This window comes from Phytohabitans flavus, from assembly GCF_011764545.1.
Taxonomy (GTDB): Bacteria; Actinomycetota; Actinomycetes; order Mycobacteriales; family Micromonosporaceae; genus Phytohabitans; species Phytohabitans flavus.
The window spans coordinates 2,799,140-2,818,186 of record NZ_AP022870.1 but is presented as its reverse complement, the minus strand read 5'-3'; the positions used below and the strand labels follow the sequence as shown (position 1 = coordinate 2,818,186).

Below are 19,047 nucleotides of genomic sequence, written 5' to 3'. Positions count from 1 at the left end.
CATGTCCCTCATCACCACCCCGTTCGATGCCCAATCCACCGCCAGCGAGGTCATCGACGGCGTCCGCCTGGATGGCAAGCGCGCCGTGATCACTGGCGCCACCTCCGGCATCGGACTGCACACGGCGCTGGCCCTCGTCCGCGCCGGCGCCGACGTCACCCTGGCCGTCCGCGACCTGACGGCCGGCGAGCGCGCCGCTGCCCTGATCCGCGAGTCAGCCGCCGGTCAGACTCCGACGGACGGCGATCTCGCCGGCGCCGCCGGCCCAGCCCGGCCCGCCGACACTGCGGACGCAGCGGAAGACGGCGTCCTCGCCGGCGCCGCTGGCCCAGCCCGGCCCGCCGACACTGCGGACGCAGCGGAAGACGGCGTCCTCGCCGGCGCCGCTGGCCTTGCCCGGCGCGCCGACGCCGCAGACGCGGCAAGCGCGGCAGCGCGGGTCGCGGCCACAGCCCAGGCGGGAGCCAGCTCAGCCGCCGGCGCCGCGCCGACAAGCGACCTCAGTGACGGCCCGGCCCGGGTCGGGAGCCGCGCGGGCCTGGCGGGCGGCGGGCCGGGTCAGGTTCGGGTGGCGTATCTCGACCTGGGCGACCGGGCGAGCATCGACGCGTTCGCCGGGAGTTGGACCGGGCCGCTCGACATCCTGGTCAACAACGCCGGCATCATGGCGCTGCCCGAGTTGACCCTCACGCCGGAGGGCTGGGAGCGGCAGTTCGCGATCAACCACCTCGGCCACGCCGCGCTCACGCTGGGCTTGCAGCGCGCGCTGGCGGCGGCCCCGGGTGCCCGCGTCGTCACGGTCAGCTCGTCGGCGCACCTGATGTCGCCGGTCGACTTCGACGACATCCACTTCGCCCGGCGGCCGTACGAGAGGTGGACGGCGTACGCGCAGTCCAAGACGGCGATGATCCTGTTCACGCGGGCGCTGGCCAAGCGGTGGGCCGCGGACGGCATCACGGTCAACGCCCTGCACCCCGGCTACATCATGACCAACCTCCAGCGCCACCTCGACGACGCCCAGCTCCGCTTCGTGGGCGCTACCGACGACGAGGGCAAGCCGTTGGAGGTGCCGCCGGGTTGGAAGACCCAGCAGCAGGGTGCCGCCACGTCGGTCCTGCTCGCCGCCTCGCCGCTGGTGGAGGGGGTCACGGGCCGCTACTTCGAGGACTGCGCCGAGGCAGCGCCCCAGCTGGAGCCGACGACCGGTGGGAGCGGCATCGCGCCGTACGCGATCGACGAGACGCTCGCCGACCGCCTCTACGACGAGACGCTCCGTCTGCTGTCCACGGAGCCGCCGGCGCGGTCCCGCTAGCGCGGGACCAACGAGGTTGCCGGGTGGCCCGGATTGCGCGCCGGAGCTCGACCAGGAAGGCTCGCCGCCGGCCGTGCCGGCCGGGCTTGGGTGTGAACCGCGGAGGGTGAGGCCGCGGGAGCAGCGGTCTGGACCACAGCGGACGTCGCGGTAGCTCGAATCTCGATCCTGAATCAGATCCGCGACCACCATTGTGGACGGACGGCATGTCGCCGCTAGCGGCGGCGGGCGGAAGCGACGGTGGGGGAGAGGCGGCGGTAGAGCGCGGCAGCCTGGCGTTGGACGCGGCCGGCCAGTGCGGCGTAGCTGATCCCGACCGCGAGGGAGGCGGCGACCGCGAGCAGGGTGTTGTGGTGGGCCAGGTGCGGGTACACCTGCCAGTGGGTGAGGTAGATGTACAGCGAGGCGCCGGCCAGGACCGCGGCCACCCGGTTGACCGCGCCGGTGCTCGGCAGGCTGGGCACCCACACGAGTAGCACCAGGCCCGCCACCACGACCGCCTCGCGGGAGGGGTCGCCGAAGTAGCCGGGCACCGTGCCCAGGATGGCCGCCGTCACGGCCACGCGTTGCCACCTCGTCGTGGCCTTGGCGGCGGCCCAGCCGATGGCGAAGAGCCAGAAGACCCGTACCGCGGACGGTAGGTGGTAGCGGGGATGCAGGTCGAGCAGGTCGTAGCGGGTGACCAGCCCTAGCGCCATGACGGCCAGCGGCAGGCCGAACGGCAAGCGGCGTTCCAAGCGGTCGACGGCGGGCACCGCGAGCAGCGCGGTCGTGGCGAGCAGGATGTAGACGAGTGCCTCGATGAACCAGAAGTGCCAGCCCGTACCGCCCTCGCGCCGGCCGAAAACGCTGTTGAGCAGGAAGAGGCTCGGCCACTCGTACGCGTTGAGCAGCACCATCGCCGCCCCGATCCAGGCGATGCTCGGTGCTACGACACGGCCCATGCCGGTCGCGATGTGGCGCAGCCGGTCGGTGCGGCCGGCGTCGGTGAGGTGGAAGCGGGCGAAGTTGAAGCCGGCCACGCCGAGCAGCATGTGCGCGCCACCGGAGATGTTGAAGAGCGTCGCGTGGGTACCGACGATCAGCACGATCGCGGCGGCGCGGAGCGCGACGCTCGTCTCCAGGGAGCGGCGACCGCCGCCGGGCACCGGTCGCAGCTCGCGGATGGGGATCGTGTGCCACTGGGGCGGCAGGTGGCCGAGCGCCTTCTCCAGCCGCAGCGACATGTCTACATAGGACAGCGAGTCGCCGCCGAGCGTGACGAAGCTGTCGTCGGGCGTGACGCCGGTGGTGTCCAGGACCTGCTCGAATAGCGCGCACAAGTCGGTGGGCGCGTCCGGGGGAGCTGTCGGGCCGTCCAGCGACCGGACAGCCTCGTAGTCCGGCTTTCCTGTTGGCAGGCGGGGAAGCTCGTCCAGCACGTGCACCCGGATGACCCGCGCCGGCAACCGGCACGCCTCCGCGACAAGCCGCCGTACCGACGAGGGGTCCGCGGGGGCGAGGGCCGCGACGACCAGCAGGTCGTCCCGCGACGAGCAGATTGCCTTCACACCCTGCCGCGAAAGCAGCGCCTCCACCTGCCGCGGGTCGATCCGGAGGCCGAGGATCTTCGCGAACCGGCTGCGCCGTCCCACGATCTCGTACAGCCCGTCGTCGCCCCGCCGCGCGATGTCGCCGGTGCGCAGCTCCGCCACGGTCCGGCCCAGAGCGAGGTCGGCGGAGCGCTCGGCGTACCCGAGCATGACGTTCGGTCCTGAGTAGACAAGCTCGCCGGATCCGGCCTCGATGCGGAACGACCCGCCCGGGATCGGCACCCCGATCGCCGCCGGCCGCGACTGCGCGAGCTCCGGCGGGAGGTACGCCATCCGCGCGGTCGCCTCGGTCTGGCCGTACATGACGAAGAACTTCCAGCCGTCCCGCCGACCCTGCGCCGCGTACCGCGTGACCCGCTCGGGCTCGAGCCGGCCGCCGGCCTGCGTCACGTACCGCAGTGCCGGGAGCCGCATCGAGGCGAAACCCACGCGGTCGAGCAGGTCGAACGTGTACGGCACGCCCGCGAACGACGTCCCCCGCGCGGACCGGAACAGCTCCCAGAAGTCCGCGTCCGCCACCGACAGGTCGGTCAGGATCAGCCCGGCCCCGCGCAGCAGGTGGCTGTTGACGACCGACAGCCCGTAGCAGTAGTGCATCGGCAGCGTGGTGGCGGCCCGGTCGTCGGCGCGGATGTCGAGGTACTCGGCGATCGAGGCGGCGTTCGCGCGCAGGTTCTCGTGCGAGAGGCGGACGAGCTTGGGGGAGCCGGTCGAGCCCGACGTGCTCAGCAACAGCGCGAGGTCCGGGTGCAGGTCGTGCGCGGACTCGGTGCGCAGCTCGACGAGGCCGGTGGGCCGGATCACCACGTCCGGGTCGTACGCGTCGGCCAGCGCCGAGCCGGCGGCGCCCGGCGGCACCAGGAGCACGGGATGGTTGCCGGCGAGCGCCCCGAGGTAGGCCACCACCGCGTCGACCGAATTGCCCCCTTCGAGGAGAACGAGCCGCCGCTGACCGCCGAGGCGCCGCGCCATCTCGCCCACCCGCGAAGCGAGATCCGCGTACGAGATCGACCCGGCGGCCGTGATCAAGGCCGGCCGGTCACCGAACGAAGCCAGGTTCTGTACAAAAGGGACAGCATGGAGCGCGGATGTCACGTCCCGGAGCTTAAGCAAGCCTTGCCTAAATCTGACCTACCTGGGAAGTCTCACATTGTGAGCTGGGAGAACGATTGCCAAGCCTACCCTCAGTAAGGTATGCCTTACCTGTGCTTTTGCGTCGACTCTGGACCCTCCTGCCTGTAAGCGCCCTCCTCGCGGTCACGGCCGCCTGTGGCGGCGACGAATTTGACAGCGGCGACCCCGGTGACAAGACCATCACCGTGTACAGCGGCCGCAGCGAATCCCTCGTGAAGCCGGCGCTCGAGAAGTTCGAGCAGCAGTCCGGCATCACGGTCAAGGTGCGCTACGGCACCACCGCCCAGATGGCCGCCCAGATCGAGGAGGAGGGCGACAAGAGCCCCGCCGACGTCTTCTTCGCCCAGGACGCCGGCGCGCTCGGCCAGGTCGCCAAGCGCGGCCTCTTCGCCAAGCTCCCCGCCGACGTGCTCGGCAAGGTGCCGGCGGTCTACCAGTCGCGCGCCGGCGAGTGGGTCGGCGTGACCGGGCGGTCGCGCGTGCTCGCGTACAACGAGAGCATGGTGCCGAAGGACGACCTGCCCGCCTCCGTCTTCGAGCTCACCGGCCCGCAGTGGCGGGGCAAGGTCGGCGTCGCGCCGACCAACGGCTCGTTCCAGGCGTTCGTGACGGCGCTGCGGGTGCAGCACGGCGACGCCAAGGCGAAGGAGTTCCTCACCGGCCTGAAGGCGAACGACGCGCAGATCCGGGAGTCGAACATCCAGATCGTCCAGGAAGTCAACGACGGCAAGCTCGCCACCGGCCTGGTCAACCACTACTACGTCTACGAGCAGGCCAAGGAGAAGGGCATCACGGCCGACAAGATGACGGCCAAGCTGCACTTCTTCCCGAACGGCGACACCGGCGCGCTGGTCAACGTCGCGGGCGTCGGCCTGCTCTCGAAGGCGGCCGAGGACCCGGACGCCAAGGCGCTGATCGACTTCCTGCTCGGCGGCGAGGGCCAGACGTACTTCGCCGAGGAGACCTTCGAGTACCCGCTGATCGCCGGCGTGCCGACCGCGCCCGGCCTGCCCGCGCTGGACAGCCTGGCGGCACCCCAGATCGACCTGAACGACCTGGATACGCTCGACGCCACCGTCTCGATGATCACGGAAGCGGGGCTGGCCTGAGCACGACGCAACCGGCCGCCGCGCCGGCCCGCTGGGCCGCGCGGCGGCTTCTACCCCGCCCGGCGCTCGCGGTGGCATCGACCGCCGCGGTGGCGGTCGCCCTCATCCCGCTGATCTATTTGGGGGTACGGACAGGCGAGGCTGGCTGGTCACGGATCGTGGGCGAGCTCTTCACCGAACGGGTGGCGGTGCTCGCCGCGCGCAGCCTCGCCCTGGTCGGGGTGGTGACCACGGCCTGCACCGCGCTGGGCGTGGCCGGGGCGTTCCTGGTGACCCGTACGGATCTGCCCGGGCGGCGGTTCTTCGGTGTGCTCGCCGCGCTGCCGCTGGCCGTACCGACCTATGTGGCCGGCTTCGCCTGGATTTCCACTGTGGACTCGTTCGCCGGCTTCTGGGCCGGCGCGCTGGTGCTCACGCTCTGCTCGTCCCCGTACGTCTTCCTCCCCGTCGCGGCCGCCCTCGCCGGTGCGGATCCCGCGCAGGAGGAGGTTTCCCGCTCGCTGGGTCGGGGCGCGTGGCGCACGTTCACCGACGTGACACTGCGCCAGGTGCGGCCGTCGATCGCGGCCGGTGCGCTGCTCGTCGCCCTGTACGTACTCTCCGACTTCGGCGCCGTCTCGATCCTGCGGGTGGACACGTTCACCCGGGCCATCTTCACCGCGTTCAACGTCGGCTTCGACCGCACCGGCGCGCTCGTGCTCTCCACCGTCCTCGTCGTGCTCACCGTGCTGCTGATCGGCGGCGAGCTGCTCACCCGCGCCCGCGGCGCCCGGTACGCCCGGGTCGGCGGTGCCGGCCGCCCGCCCACCCGGCTGCACCTGCGGGCCGCGCGCTGGCCGGCCGCCGCCGCGCTCACCGCGGTCGCGGTGCTCGCGCTCGGGGTACCCGCCGCCAGCCTGGCGCGGTGGCTCGTCGAGGGCGTCTCCCGACCCGGGTCACTCGGCGAGGTCGCCACCGCCGCCGGCAACTCCCTCGCAGTATCGCTGTCCGGTGCCGCGTTCACGATGCTGCTCGCGCTGCCGGTCGGCCTGCTCACCGCGCGGGCACCGGGCGCGCTGGCCACGCTGCTGGACCGGCTCACGTACGTGGCGCACGCCCTGCCCGGTGTCGTCATCGGACTGTCCCTTGTGTTCTTCGGCATCAACGTCGTGTACCCGCTCTACCAGAGCGTGTGGCTGCTCGCCCTCGCGTACGCCACGCTCTTCCTCCCGCTCGCGGTCGGCGCGGTCGCCGGTGCCGCCGCCCAGTCGCCGCCGTCGCTGGAGGAGGCCGGCCGCTCGCTCGGCCGGGGACCGTTCCAGGTGTTCCGCACGGTCACGCTCCCGCTGACGCTGCCCGGCATCGGCGCGGGTGCCGCGCTGGTCTTCCTCACCTGCATGAAGGAGCTGCCGGCGACGCTGCTGCTCCGCCCGACCGGCATGGACACGCTCGCCACCGAGCTGTGGACGCACACCAACACCGCCTCGTACGCCGCCGCCGCGCCCTACGCCGCGCTGCTCGTCGTCCTCGCCGCGGTGCCCACCTGGTTCCTGACCGTACGTGGAGGACTGTGATGCTGTCGGTCGCCGGCCTGCGCAAGGCGTACGGATCCGTCGTCGCCCTCGACGGCGCGGACCTGGAGGTGGCGACCGGTACGCTCGCCGCCGTGCTCGGCCCGTCCGGGTGCGGAAAGACCACGCTGCTGCGGTGCGTGGCCGGCTTCGAGCGGGTCCACAGTGGCACCATCGCCGTCGGTGGCCGCACCGTGGCGAACACCGGCACCCACATGCCGCCGCACCGCCGCCGGGTCGCGGTCGTACCGCAGGAGGGCGCGCTCTTCCCGCACCTGTCGGTCGCCGGCAACGTCGGCTACGGGCTGGACCGCGCGGCCCGCCGCTCCGGGCGGGTCGAGGAGGTGCTCGCGCTCGTCGGCCTCCCCGGGTACGGCGAGCGCATGCCGCACCAGCTCTCCGGCGGCCAGCAGCAGCGGGTCGCGGTGGCCCGGGCGCTGGCGCCGCGACCGCCGCTCGTGCTGCTCGACGAGCCGTTCAGCGCGCTGGACGCCGGGCTCCGCGGTGACCTGCGCCGGGACGTACGGGAGGCGCTGCGGGCCGACGGTGCCACGGCGGTGCTCGTCACGCACGACCAGGGCGAGGCACTCTCGATGGCCGACCAGGTGGCCGTGATGCACGACGGCCAGATCGTCCAGAGTGGACCACCGTCCACCGTCTACCGCGAGCCGGCCAGCCCGTGGGTCGCCCGCTTCGTCGGCGAGGCGGTACTGCTACCGGCCACAGTGGACGGACCGGACGCGGTGACCCCGCTCGGCCGCCTGCCACTGCACGGCACCGCGGGAGACGGGGCGGTCACGGTCCTGCTCCGCCCCGAGCAGATGCGGGTGTCCGCGAACGGCGGCGGTACGGCCGCGACGGTGGTCCGGCACGACTTCCACGGGCACGACGCGCTCGTGCAGCTCCGCCTCACCGACGGCACCGAGGTCACCGCCCGCATCCTCGACTCCACCCCACCCCTGGCGGTGGGCGACACGGTCACCGTCGCGGTGCGCGGCGCCGCGCGCGCGTTCCCGATGTTGTAGGTCCTGCCCCGCGGACGTCGGCGCGACTAGCGGAGCCGGAACACGGGGCCGCGCGGCGTGAACGGGAGCCGCGCGGCCTCCGGCACGAGGAAGGCGTGCTCGCGCCGGACGCGTATCACGTCGCACCATCCGTCGGTGATGACCAGGATCGGTGCGGTGGGCGGGAAGTCGGCGGCCCGTTCGAGCAGGTCAACGCCGGGCTGGAGCACGGTGCCACCGCGGCCGCGCACCCGCACCCGGCCGGCCACCTGCTCCATGGGCAGGTAGCCGGCGTCGTACGGGTACGCGTCGCAGAAGACCACCCGGGCGGCCGGCACGTCCCGTGCCATGGCGTACGAGGCGATTGCCCCGAGCGCCTTGCCGAGCAACTCGCGGTCCATCGAGCCGGAGGTGTCCAGCACCACGCCGAACGTGGTCCGCACGACCGCCTCGTCCGGCCACCGCCAGCCCGGACGGGGGATGCCGGGCGTGCTCGCCTGGCGCCGTGACGGGCGGGCGTACGAGCGGGTGCGCTGCGGCGACGGCACGTACTCCTCGAACCAGCGGGCCAGCCGCGCATCCCACGGCAGCGGCGGATGCTCCAGGACCCGAATCTCCTCCTCCAGCCCGGCCGGCAGCAGGCCGCGCCCGGCCCGCTGGTGGTACGCGTACCCGTCCAGCAGCGCCCGCCGGTAGAAGTCGTCCAGGTCGACGCCCCGCCCCGGGCTGCCCGGCCAGGGGAGCGGCGCGCCGAGCACGTCGCCGAGGCCGGTGCCACGCAGCGTGGCGAGTTTGCGCAGCCGGCGCAGGTCGGTGGCGATCCGGTCGTAGACCGCCTCCGCGGAGAACCCGGCGAGCTCCGGGTCGTGGAGCAGCCCGTCCGGCGGCTCGCCGACGCCCATCTCCAGGAGCCAACCGTTGATGACGTAGTCAGCGGCGACGTTCCACAGGTACGGGTCGCGCGCCCCGACCCGGTCGCCGTGGCGGAGCGCGGCGTGCAGCATCTCGTGCGCGAGCACGAACCTCCACTCCGGACCGCTCAGCTTCCGGAGCGGGTTGACGTAGATCTCACCCGCGGCCGGCGAGACCGCGGCGATCGCGATGTCCCAGCGCCGCGCCAGGTCGGCGTCCGCGACCAGCGTGAACCGGGACGCGAGCGCGCCCAGCAGCGGAAACGACGACAGGAACCAGGAGCGGGCCAGGTCCCACGCCTCGTGCCGGCTGGCCTCGCCGGTCAGGGTCGTCCGCAGCCCGCCGGCCACCTCCACAGCGGCGGTGGCCGCGGCGGCCAGCCCGATCGCGAAGTGTGCCGGCCAGTCGACACTGGACCGCAGGCCCAGTTTCTCCGGCGGCAGTACGGGTACGAGGTCGGAGCCGTGGCCGCCCGGGCCGCAGTGGGCGAGCGGTGGCGGCACGCCGGCTTCGCGCCACTGTCGCAACAGGACGGACTCCTCTGCGGTGGGCAACTCGGCGGGGAGTGGCAGCGGCTCGACGCCGAGCTTCACCGCCCGCTGAAACCGGGTGACCGCGAGACATGCCACGTCGGCGTACGCCTGGTCGTCCGCGTAGCGGTCCAGCGCCAGGTGCCCGAAACCCAGGTGCAGCAGGCAGTGGGCGAGTGCCCAGGTCCAGCCGCTCTCGTCCAGCCGGTGTGCGCGGCTGGCCGTGAGCCGTCCACTCTGGTCGACCCGGGCGATCGTCTTCGCGTCGCGTAGCTCGGCGTGGTCGACGAGAGCCGCTTGGACACCGTCCCGCCGCCACGCGCCGGTGTTGACGTATCGCATCGGTGCGAACATCGGGTGGACGCATAGCGCCTGCCACGCCGCCTGGAACGCCGCGACATTCGGGTCGACCTGCTCCTTGCGCTTCTTCGGCATCGCTACGCCCGGGCGGCGACGAGGCGGGGCAGGTCGCGGCTCACCTCGACCAGGAACCAGGCGGGCAGCACCGGCGTGCCGTCCTCACCGGTGGCGATGACGAGCTGGGCGCACTCCAGCGAGATCTCGGCCAGCTCGACCAGCAGCGCCTTGGCCCGGTGGGCGAACTGGCGCGTGGCCGGCGACGCGTGCTGCTTGCCGGCGGGCAGCTCCTTGACGAGCCGGGCACGGAACGACTCGGCCAGGAAGTAGAGCAGGTCGCGGTCGGCGGGCGTGGTGGGCCAACCCGCGTCGCCGCGCACCACGGCGTCCAGGCCGTAGCGGTGGCGCACGATCTTCACGTACCCGCAGAACGCCGACGCGTGCGCGGGGGTGAGCGTGCCGGCGGCGAGCAACCGCAGCGTCCGCTCGGAGATGGCCTCGCCGTACGATTTCAGCGCGTCGGAGAGCATGTGCCAGCTGCGCGGGGTGGAGAAGACTTCCTCCACTTTGGGAGGTTCGGACCAGAGCTGGTTGGGGCGCTCGGTGAGGTAGGCGACGATCCACGGGTGGATGCCGGCGGTGGCCGCCCAGGCCAGCCAGTCGTCGACGCTCGCCCGCAGGTGCACGTGGACGAGGCGGTTGACCAGGGCCGAGGCCATCGGCCGGGCGAGCGCGTTGTCGGTGGAGCGGTTGCCGGCGCCGATGACGATCGAGCCGGGCGGCAGCGCGTACGACCCGATCCTGCGGTCCAGGATCAGCGAGTAGAACGCCTTCTGCACCTCGGGTGTGGAGGCGTTCAGCTCGTCCAGGAAGAGGCAGTAGGGCTCGTCCCGCGCGATCGACTCAGGCGGTGCGAAGCGGCTGCGGCCGTCGCGCAGCTCAGGCACGCCGATGAGGTCCTCCGCGGCGAGCTGGGTGCCGACGAGCGTGACGCAATCGAGACCGAGCGAGGCGGCGAAGTCGCGGACCAGCGAGCTCTTGCCGATCCCCGGCGCACCCCACACGAAGACAGGCCGGACCACCGCGACGTGCAGGAGCACGTCCGGCAGCTGGCCCGGCGTCACAGTGATCGTGGAATGCACACCGGTCATGGTGCGGGAGGGGCGGCGCCGTACGCATCGGAATATCCCGGAACGCGGTCCGGAGGCGTAGCGTCCCATGGGGTATGCGACTCATCGCCGTTCCCGTACTCCTGGTCGTCCTCCTCGCGGGCTGCGCCGACCGCGCCGGTCCAATCGTCGACGCCGTCCCCGCGCAGGCCGCCGACCCGGTCGCGCTGATCGGCAACTGGCTGGTGATCGGCGCGGACGAGGAGGAGGGTACGGTCCTTCGCCTCGCGGGCCCGTCGCAGGTGTCGGACCTGTCGCTGTGGCGGTCGTGCGGGCAGCTCGGCGGCGGCTGGCGCGCGGACGGGGCGGGGATGTTCCTCGCCGATGTGCCGAGCCCCACCCTGTGTGCGCGGAACACCGTCCCCTCGCCGTCCTGGCTCGATCGGGTGACCGCGTACCGGCTGGACGGCGCGGACCGCGAGCTGCTCGATGCCGGCGGCGCAGTGGTCGCCCGCCTGGTTCCGGCCACCGAGCCGATCCCGGTGAACCCGAAGCTGTACTTGCCCGACGCGGCCAAGCCGCCGGTCGTCACGGATGAGGACCGGCAGGGGCTCAGGCCGGGCGCGCCGCTGCCCGCCGGCCTCACCCCGGCCACCGCGGAGACGCTGGTCGGCCGCTGGGTCGCGGACGCCGGTGTACATCAGCAGGTGGAGCCCCATGTCGAGCTGAACGCGGATAGCACCTGGTCCGGCTCGGACGGCTGCAACCCCTCGCGCGGCCGCTGGATCGCCGGCTCCGGCGGCACGCTGCTCGCCACGATCAGGCCGAGCACCAACATAGGGTGCGACAACCACCCGGCGGGCGGGTGGCTGTTTGACGCCCGGCTCGCGGCGATCGACGGTGACCAGCTGGTCTTCTTCGACGCTGCGGCGGAAGAGCTGGGCCGCCTCCACCGCGGTTGAACACTGACCCAGCCTCCTAGGATGCTTAGAGGTGGTGCCGCCGGTCACCGGCCGGGCACGGCGTGGCCCGGGTGTCCGGCACGGGGGAGGCGGTGTACCGGGGTTGGATGCTCGCCGCCGACCGGTACCGGGCGTTCGCCGCCGCGCTGGCCGCGCGCGGCGTGGTGCTGCGGACGAGCCCCGCGCAGTACCGCCAGGCGCACGAGCTGCCCGGCTGGTACGGCGCGCTGGCAGAGGTGACGCCGCGCTCAGTGTGGACGGTCGGCGCGGAGCGGAGCGCGTTCGAGGAGGCGTCTGCCCGGCTCGGCGGCGGGCCGGCGGTGCTGCGCGACTACACGAAGTCGATGAAGCACTACTGGGACGAGGCGATGTACATCCCCGACACCGCCGACCGGGACATCGCGTGGGCGGTGGCGGCCAGGTTTCGGGAGCTGCGCGAGGACGACTTCGCCGGCGGGTTCGTGCTGCGGCGGTACGAGGAGCTGACCGGCCCGAGGTACGGACCTGGTGGGTGGCGGGGGAGTGCCGGTTCGTCGGCCCGCACCCGGACGCCCCGGACACGGCCGCGCCGTCCGATGTGGACCTGTCCGGCGTCGTGCCGGCCGTCGCGGCGCTGGGACTTCCCTTCGTGACGGTCGATCTGGCGCGGCGGTCCGATGGTGCGTGGCGGGTCGTGGAGCTGGGAGATGGCCAGGTCAGCGACCGCCCGCCGGCCCTCTCGGCCGGCGCGCTCGTCGCCGCTGTGCGGTAGCGTCCAGCAGGTGCGCGCCGGGACCCTCGGCGGCGAGCGCGTCGTCCGGGTTGACCAGCGCGCACTCCTCAAGGGACAGACAGCCGCAGCCGATGCAGGCGGTGAAGCGGTCGCGCATCCGCTCCATCTTGGCGATCCGCTCGTTGAGCGCGTCACTCCAGCACTGCGAGGCGCGCACCCAGAAGGCCTTCGTCGGCGGGGTGCCCTCGGGTAGGAAGCCGAGCACCTCGCCGATGAGCGCGAGCGGTATGCCGACGCTCTGCGAGGCCCGGATGAACGCGACCCGGCGCAGCGTCGTCCGGTCGTACCGCCGCTGGCCGCCCGCCGTGCGCCGGCTGTGGATGAGGCCCTGCCGCTCGTAGAAGCGTAGCGCCGACGTGGAGACGCCGCTGCGCTCGGCGAGCTGGCCGACCGTCAGCTCGGCCGCGATCTCCGCCACCATCGCGCCAGCCTAGCTTGACTTCAACATTTGTTTAAGTTCGAGGCTTGGGGCATGACCGATTCCAAGCAGATCCTCGTCACCGGCGCCACCGGCAACATCGGGCGCCACGTCGTCGCCGGCCTCCTGGACCGGGGTGTTTCCGTACGCGCGCTGACCCGTACCCCGGCGCTGGCCGGGCTGCCCGACGGCGTGGAGGCGGTCGCCGGCGACCTCACCCGCCCCGACACCCTCCGCGACGCGCTGGCCGGCGTGGACGCCGTGTTCCTGCTCTGGCCTTTCCTGTCGGCCGAGGGCGTGGAGGAGGTGGCGCGGGCGATCGCGGAGTACGCCCGCCATGTGGTCTACGTCTCGGCGGCGAACGTGGACGACGCCCGTACCCCGGCCGAGAACGGGCTCTGGGGGCAGGTCGAGGACGCTGTACGGCGCAGCGGCGTGGAGTGGACGTTCCTGCGTCCCACCGGCTTCGCCACCAACACGCTGGAGTGGGCGGACGCTATCAGGGCTGGGCGGCCGGTGCGCATCCCATACCCGGAGGCGGCGCGGTCGCTGATCCACGAGCGGGACATCGCCGACGTGGCCGTGCGCGCCCTGACGTCGCCCAGACACCGCGATGTCGCGTACGTGCTGAGCGGTCCGGCCGCCGTCACCCAGGCGGAGCAGGTACGGATACTCGGCGCGGCAGCCGGCCGCCCGGTCCCGGTGGAGGAGGCGACGCGGGACGAGGCGCGCGCGGCGATGCTGGCGTGGGCGGACGCAGACTTCGCCGACGGGGCGCTGGCGTACTGGGCGTCCCTTGTGGACAGTCCGGAGCGCGTGACGGGTACCGTGGCGGAGCTGACCGGGCGGCCGGCGCGCACGTTCGCGGAGTGGGCCGCCGACCACGCCGGCGACTTCCGGCCCGACGCTCCGTAGGGCCTTGGTTGCGTTCCGGCCCGGCGCGGCCTAACCTGGGTGCAACCGCCCGCTGCGGATGCCGGCACATATGCCGCCCGCCCCGGGTGTTTCACCCCGATTAGGACGTGTCGGTCCGGTCTGGCCTTGTCAAGCCCACTTTTGTGTTTCCGCGACAGGTTTCCCGCTCGGGGTGTCACCGCACGCTCTCTCACGCCCTGAGGAGAACCCATTGAACGACCAAGAGGTGGCTCCGGCCACCGGCATCGCCGACATCACCGGCGATCACGGCTTCCTGCGCACCGGCGGTTACACGGCCGGTCCCGGGGACGCCTACCTCCCCGCCGCGCTGGTCCGTCGGTACGGGCTACGTCCCGGCGACCTGGTGACCGGCGCCATGTCCGACCCGGCCGCCGCCCAGCCTGGCCGGGCGGATGTCCCTGAGAAGGAAGCCGCTCGCGCCGGCCGCGATCAGCGGGGACGGCGGCCGGGCAAGCCTCCGCCGCTGGTCCGGCTGGACAGCGTCAACGGCATGCCGCCCGAGCAGGCCCGGTCGCGGCCCGACTTCTACGACCTCACCCCGATGCACCCGCGCGAACGGCTGCGGCTCGAGACCGAACCTCACATCCTCACCACCCGCGTCATCGACCTTGTCATGCCGATCGGCAAGGGCCAGCGGGCCCTGGTCGTCTCCCCGCCCAAGGCCGGCAAGACGATGGTGCTTCAGGCGATCGCCGCGGCCATCACCCGTAACCACCCCGATTGCCACCTCATGGTCCTGCTCGTCGACGAGCGGCCGGAGGAGGTCACCGACATGCGGCGGGAGGTGAAGGGCGAGGTGATCGCGTCACCCTTCGACCGGCCGCCGCACGAGCATGCCGCGACCGCCGAGCTGGCCGTCGAACGCGCCAAGCGCCTCGTCGAGCTCGGCCACGACGTGGTGCTGCTGCTCGACTCGCTGACCCGGCTGGGCCGCGCGTACAACCACATCGCGCCGTCGTCGGCACGCATCCTCTCCGGCGGCATCAGCACGACCGCGCTGTACCCGCCGAAGCGGCTCCTCGGCGCGGCCCGCAACATCGAGGACGGCGGGTCGCTGACCATCGTCGCCAGCGCGCTCGTCGAGACCGGATCGGTCGGGGACACGCTCATCTACGAGGAGTACAAGGGCACCGGCAACGCCGAGCTCCGGCTCGACCGCACCAGCGCCGAACGCCGCCTCTATCCGGCCGTCGACGTGCTCGCCTCCGGCACCCGCAAGGAGGACCTCCTGCTCGGCCCGGACGAGGCCGCCATCGTCGGCCGCCTCCGCCGCGCGCTGCACGGGCAGAGCCCGCAGCAGGCCCTGCAACACCTGCTGGAACGGCTGGCCGAGACGGGCAGCAACGCGGAGTTTCTGCTCGGCCTCACCCGCCGACCCGGATGACGCCGTTCTCGTACGCATACACCACGGCCTGGACCCGGTCGCGCAGGCCGAGCTTCATCAGCACGCGTGCCACGTGGGTCTTCACGGTCGCCTCGCCGAGCGTGAGGTGGTCGGCGATCTCCGAATTGGACAGTCCGCGGGCGAGCAGCCGGAGCACGTCGAGCTCGCGCGGGGTGAGCTGAGCCAGCTCGGGCGGCGGCTGCGGCGCGGGCTGGTGCGCGAACGCCGCGATGACCCTGGTAGTGACCGCCGGGTCGAGCAGCGCGGCCCCGCCGGCCACGACGCGGATGGCGGTGACGAGCTGCTCGGGCGGCGAGACCTTGAGCAGGAAGCCGCTGGCGCCGGCCCGGAGCGCCGCATACAGGTTGTCGTCGCTGTCGAACGTGGTCAGCATGATGATCCGCGGGGGAGCCGGAAGCGCGGCGATCTGCCGGGCCGCGGCGAGCCCGTCGAGGCGGGGCATCGCGATGTCGAGCAGCACCACGTCGGGCCGGGCGCGCCGGGTCACGGCGAGCGCGTCGGCACCGTCGGCGGCCTCGGCCACCACCTGGAGGTCGGGCTCGGTCTCCAGCACCATGCGCAGGCCCGCGCGGATCATGGCCTGGTCGTCGGCGAGCGCGACCCGGATCACCGGGGCACCTCCGCGAACACGTGGGCGCGGGCCAGCGGCAGCGTCGCGCTGACCCGGTATCCGCCGCCGGGCTCCGGCCCCGCCACCAGCCGCCCGCCGAACATCGCCGCCCGCTCCCGCATCCCGACAAGCCCGTGTCCGCCGCCCGAGGTGTCGCTGGCCGGCGGGCGGCCGCCGCCGGAATCGGTGATCGTGAGGCGGAGGTCGTCCGGCTCGTACGCCATCGTGACGGTGGCCTGGCGGGCGGCGGAGTGCTTCAGCACGTTGGTCAGTGCCTCCTGGATGATCCGATAGGCGGACAGGTCGAGGCTGGCCGGCAGCGGCCGTGGCTCGCCCTCGGTGGAGAGGCCGACCGCGAGCCCGGCCTCGCGGATCTGGTCGAGCAGCTCGTCGAGGTCGGCGAGGCCGCGCTGCGGGACGGTGCCGGCGGGCTCGGCGCCGCGCAGGAGGCCCAGCGTCCGGCGCAGCTCGGTCACCGCGTCGCGGCCGGCCTGCTCCACACCGGACAGCAGGTCGCGCTCGGCCTCCTGCCTCGGGTCGAGGCGGCGGCGCACGGCGGCCGCTTGGAGCACCATCACGGTGACGCTGTGGGCGACCATGTCGTGCAGCTCGCGGGCGATGCGGGCGCGCTCGTCGGCAAGTGCCTGGTCGGCGCGGAGCGCCTGGGCGGCGGCGAGCGCGGCGGTCCGCTCCGCGCTGCGCCGGGCCTGGATCTGGAGCAGCAGGCCGGAGAGCCAGGCCGCCGCCGTGTAGCCGGCCGAGGCGAACACATCGGACGTCATCGTGGTGCGCTGCCCGACCAGCACCGCCATGGTCGTGACGAGCATCGCGGCGGTCAGCAGCCGGCGCCACAGCGGGTCGCGGTCTGGGCCGACCAGGATGATCTCGCGGCCGACCGTGTGCAGGCCGATGAACAAGCAGAACGCCTGCCACACCCGGTAGTCGTCGACCTCGCTCGGCAGCCACAGCACCTGCACCACCGCGACGTCGAGCAGGAGCGTGGCCAGCGGCGCGGGCCGGCGCACCACCACGAGCACGGCGGCGAAGCCGAGGCGGAGCCACCAGAACGGCAGGCGGTGCGGCGCCGTCAGCTCCTCGACCAGCGCGATGGTCAGGAACACGACAGCGACCACGAGGTCGACGCGCTTGATCCGCCACAGCCGCATTTGCCGAGCGTACGGGCCGGGTAGCGGCGATTTCGCCCACCCGCGGGGGATCCGCGGTCCGCCTGGTGGGGGACCCACGATAACTCCCCGTGAGGGCGATCTTGGGGTCGTGCCGGGCCTAGCGTCGCCAACCGTAGCCGCCCAGGCACGCCGGCCGCCCTCATGGCCCGCCGTGCCGGGCCGTCGAAAGGAACGATGACATGCTGTCACCCGCCCGCCTGGCCCGCCGCCCCGCCGGCCTGGCCTGCCTGGTCGCCGCGCCCATCCTGCTCACCGCTGCCACGGCCGTGGACCCGGCGGTCGGCGACGTCGAGTTCGGCCCGGCGATCGCCGCCGACCCTGGCGCGGCCCGCCTGCACACAATGCTGCTGCACTGGTCCTGGGTGCTCTTCGTACCCGGGCTGCTCGCACTGCTCGCCCCGATCCGCCGCCGCGGCCGGGTACTCGCCACGATCGCTTGGCCAGCCGTCGTGCTGGGGCTCACCACGTTCGCCGGGCTCACCCTCTCCGACTACTTCGGCCTGGCCGTTCTCGAGGTCACGGACGTGGCCACGTTCGAGCGGGTCGAGGAGCAGGTCGGGCAGTACGGGTGGCTGGCCGCCGGCTGGCAGGTGCCCGGACTGCTCGGCTGGGCGCTCGCGCTGCTGCTCACCCCGCTCGCCGCCGCGCGGGCCGGGCACACCGGCTGGTGGTACCCGGCCACGGCGGTACCCGGGTTCGTGCTGTACCTGCTCTTCGCCATCGAGGAGCCGCCGCTGTCGCTGGCCGGGCCGGCGCTGCTCACGGTCGCCAACGTGGTCCTCGCCGCTCGGCTGTGGTCGCCGGCGAGCCTGGACGGTGAGGCCGCCGGGGAGGGGTTCGCCGCGTTCCGCCGTACCATCGGCGTGGTCTGCCTGATCGGCGCGCCGCTCGCGCTGGCCGCGGGCATGGCCACGCTCCCCGGTGGCGCCTTCCACATCTCCGCCGACTTCGCCTCGGATCCGGCGGCGGCGCAGGCCAGCGCGTTCTTCCTGCATCTGGCGTGGCTGCTGTTCATCCCCGCCGTCATCGAGGTCACCGGCCGCCTCACCGGCCGAGGCTGGCGTTTTGCCCAGGTCGCGGGCGCGGTCGCGCTGCTGGGACTGCTGCACTTCAACGGCCTGATGGTCGGCGACTACGCAGGGCTGGCCGCCGAGCAGGTGCTCGACCCGGCGCGGGTGGAAGCGGTGGCGGCACGCGTGGAGGGGTACGCGTCGCTGTCGCTCGGCGTGGCCATGCCGGGCATGTTGGGCGCGCTGCTCGGGCTGATCCTGGTACCGGTGGCCGCGGCCCGCGCCGGCTTCGTGCGCTGGCCGGTGCCGGTGCTGGCCGGTGTGGGCGTCGTGGCGTTCTTCATGCTCACGGTCGGGCGGGTGCCGGGCCTTGTGGCGCCGCTGCTCCTGCTGGCCGCGTACGGGCTGCTGGCCCGCGCGACCGCCACCCCGGCCGGCGCGCGGCCCGAGTCGGCGCCGCTGCCGGCGACCTTCTGACGCTCAACTGTGGACGGTCGGCCGGCCGCGCAGGCGGCCGGTCACGCCGTCCGGAGGCCGTCGAGCAGGCGGGCTAGTGCCGCCCAGGTCTGCTCCAGCGCGTACGGGCTTGTCGTCGTGGCCAGCCACAGCGCCGCCTCGTTCATCGCGCCGGAGAGCAGGTGGGCCAGCGGCGCCACCGGCTGCGTGGCGATCGTCCCGTCCGCGACGAGGTCGGCGAGCGCCTCGGCGAGGTGGTGCGCCGAGGCGGCCTCGTCCAGGGCGCGCCACTCGGCCCAGCCCAGCACGGCCGGCCCGTCGACGAGCATGATGCGCTGGACCTCCGGGGCGGTGCTCGCGGTCAGGAACGCGCGGCACCCCGCGGTCAGCCTCGCCCACGAGCCCGACTGTGCCTCGGCGGCCGCGACCACCTGCTCGGCCACCTCCTGCTGCACCTGCTCCAGCACGGCCCGGAAGACCGCGGCCTTGCTGTCGAAGTGGTGGTAGAGCGCGCCCTTCGTCACGCCCGCGGCGGCGACGATCTGGGACAGGCCGACCGCGCCGTACCCCACCGTCGCGAAGAGGCGCCGGCTCTCCCGCACCAGCGCCTGCCGGGTCTGCTCCCGCTGCTCCGCCCGCCGCAACGCGCCTCCCACCCCGGTCCGTCTCCAACCATGATTGA

The 19,047-nt window shown here is 73.2% G+C and carries 14 protein-coding genes and 2 pseudogenes; 9 read left to right on the top strand and 7 right to left on the bottom strand.

Translation table 11 applies throughout. The features are described 5' to 3' along the window. Nucleotide 1: 1 nt before the first annotated feature. The gene (locus tag Pflav_RS45310) at nucleotides 2-1,312 is read left to right on the top strand and encodes an SDR family NAD(P)-dependent oxidoreductase (RefSeq protein WP_232071298.1); all 1,311 of its coding nucleotides are present in this window, start codon (nucleotides 2-4) and stop codon (nucleotides 1,310-1,312) included. Nucleotides 1,313-1,527: 215 nt separating this feature from the next. On the opposite strand, the gene Pflav_RS12270 is transcribed toward Pflav_RS45310, so the two are convergent. After that, entirely contained in the window at nucleotides 1,528-3,999 is a 2,472-nt protein-coding gene (locus Pflav_RS12270) for an AMP-binding protein (protein WP_173036283.1), read from the bottom strand. Between the two features lie 110 nt (nucleotides 4,000-4,109). Between Pflav_RS12270 and Pflav_RS12265 the strand changes: the two genes are divergently transcribed. The 3 genes from Pflav_RS12265 (at nucleotide 4,110) to Pflav_RS12255 (ending at nucleotide 7,722) form a co-directional block, all read left to right on the top strand. After that, nucleotides 4,110-5,147, top strand: a complete 1,038-nt coding sequence (locus Pflav_RS12265; protein ID WP_173036282.1) for an iron ABC transporter substrate-binding protein — start codon at nucleotides 4,110-4,112, stop codon at nucleotides 5,145-5,147. 71 nt (nucleotides 5,148-5,218) lie between these two features. Then, nucleotides 5,219-6,700: an ABC transporter permease gene (locus Pflav_RS12260; RefSeq protein WP_232071296.1), complete on the top strand. Its 1,482-nt coding sequence runs from the start codon at nucleotides 5,219-5,221 to the stop codon at nucleotides 6,698-6,700. Continuing rightward, nucleotides 6,700-7,722, top strand: coding sequence for an ABC transporter ATP-binding protein (locus Pflav_RS12255; protein WP_173036281.1), 1,023 nt, complete (start codon nucleotides 6,700-6,702; stop codon nucleotides 7,720-7,722). The genes Pflav_RS12260 and Pflav_RS12255 overlap by 1 nt, the downstream gene beginning before the upstream one ends. A gap of 26 nt (nucleotides 7,723-7,748) precedes the next feature. On the opposite strand, the gene Pflav_RS12250 is transcribed toward Pflav_RS12255, so the two are convergent. Then, nucleotides 7,749-9,578, bottom strand: a complete 1,830-nt coding sequence (locus tag Pflav_RS12250; protein ID WP_173036280.1) for a vWA domain-containing protein — start codon at nucleotides 9,576-9,578, stop codon at nucleotides 7,749-7,751. Nucleotides 9,579-9,580: 2 nt separating this feature from the next. After that, complete coding sequence (locus Pflav_RS12245; RefSeq protein WP_197938951.1) at nucleotides 9,581-10,624, bottom strand: ATP-binding protein; 1,044 nt, start codon at nucleotides 10,622-10,624, stop codon at nucleotides 9,581-9,583. A gap of 101 nt (nucleotides 10,625-10,725) precedes the next feature. Here Pflav_RS12245 and Pflav_RS12240 point away from each other — a divergent pair, with 101 nt between their 5' ends. Together Pflav_RS12240 and Pflav_RS47910 are read left to right on the top strand one after the other, a co-directional pair. Then, complete coding sequence (locus Pflav_RS12240; RefSeq protein ID WP_173036278.1) at nucleotides 10,726-11,571, top strand: META domain-containing protein; 846 nt, start codon at nucleotides 10,726-10,728, stop codon at nucleotides 11,569-11,571. Between the two features lie 107 nt (nucleotides 11,572-11,678). Beyond that, a pseudogene (locus Pflav_RS47910) lies at nucleotides 11,679-12,322 on the top strand (ATP-grasp domain-containing protein). On the opposite strand, the gene soxR reads toward Pflav_RS47910, so the two are convergent. After that, nucleotides 12,267-12,764, bottom strand: a complete 498-nt coding sequence (gene soxR, locus Pflav_RS12230) for a redox-sensitive transcriptional activator SoxR (RefSeq protein WP_173036277.1) — start codon at nucleotides 12,762-12,764, stop codon at nucleotides 12,267-12,269. The pseudogene Pflav_RS47910 and the gene soxR sit on opposite strands and share 56 nt — an antisense overlap. Nucleotides 12,765-12,815: 51 nt before the next feature. On the opposite strand from soxR, the gene Pflav_RS12225 reads away from it, so the two are divergent. Together Pflav_RS12225 and rho are read left to right on the top strand one after the other, a co-directional pair. Further along, on the top strand, nucleotides 12,816-13,676 hold the full coding sequence (locus Pflav_RS12225) for an NAD(P)H-binding protein (protein ID WP_173036276.1): 861 nt from the start codon (nucleotides 12,816-12,818) through the stop codon (nucleotides 13,674-13,676). Nucleotides 13,677-13,893: 217 nt separating this feature from the next. After that, nucleotides 13,894-15,081, top strand: a pseudogene (rho, locus tag Pflav_RS12220) (transcription termination factor Rho); the annotation flags it as partial. Here rho and Pflav_RS12215 read toward each other — a convergent pair. Together Pflav_RS12215 and Pflav_RS12210 are read right to left on the bottom strand one after the other, a co-directional pair. After that, the gene (locus Pflav_RS12215) at nucleotides 15,062-15,712 is read right to left on the bottom strand and encodes a response regulator (protein WP_173036274.1); all 651 of its coding nucleotides are present in this window, start codon (nucleotides 15,710-15,712) and stop codon (nucleotides 15,062-15,064) included. The pseudogene rho and the gene Pflav_RS12215 sit on opposite strands and share 20 nt — an antisense overlap. Then, nucleotides 15,709-16,878, bottom strand: coding sequence for a sensor histidine kinase (locus Pflav_RS12210; RefSeq protein WP_173036273.1), 1,170 nt, complete (start codon nucleotides 16,876-16,878; stop codon nucleotides 15,709-15,711). The genes Pflav_RS12215 and Pflav_RS12210 overlap by 4 nt, the downstream gene beginning before the upstream one ends. 200 nt (nucleotides 16,879-17,078) lie before the next feature. Here Pflav_RS12210 and Pflav_RS12205 point away from each other — a divergent pair, with 200 nt between their 5' ends. Further along, nucleotides 17,079-18,386, top strand: coding sequence for a hypothetical protein (locus Pflav_RS12205; protein ID WP_173036272.1), 1,308 nt, complete (start codon nucleotides 17,079-17,081; stop codon nucleotides 18,384-18,386). 41 nt (nucleotides 18,387-18,427) lie between these two features. Here Pflav_RS12205 and Pflav_RS12200 read toward each other — a convergent pair whose 3' ends face one another. Continuing rightward, nucleotides 18,428-19,021, bottom strand: a complete 594-nt coding sequence (locus Pflav_RS12200; protein WP_232071292.1) for a TetR/AcrR family transcriptional regulator — start codon at nucleotides 19,019-19,021, stop codon at nucleotides 18,428-18,430. Nucleotides 19,022-19,047: the final 26 nt, after the last annotated feature.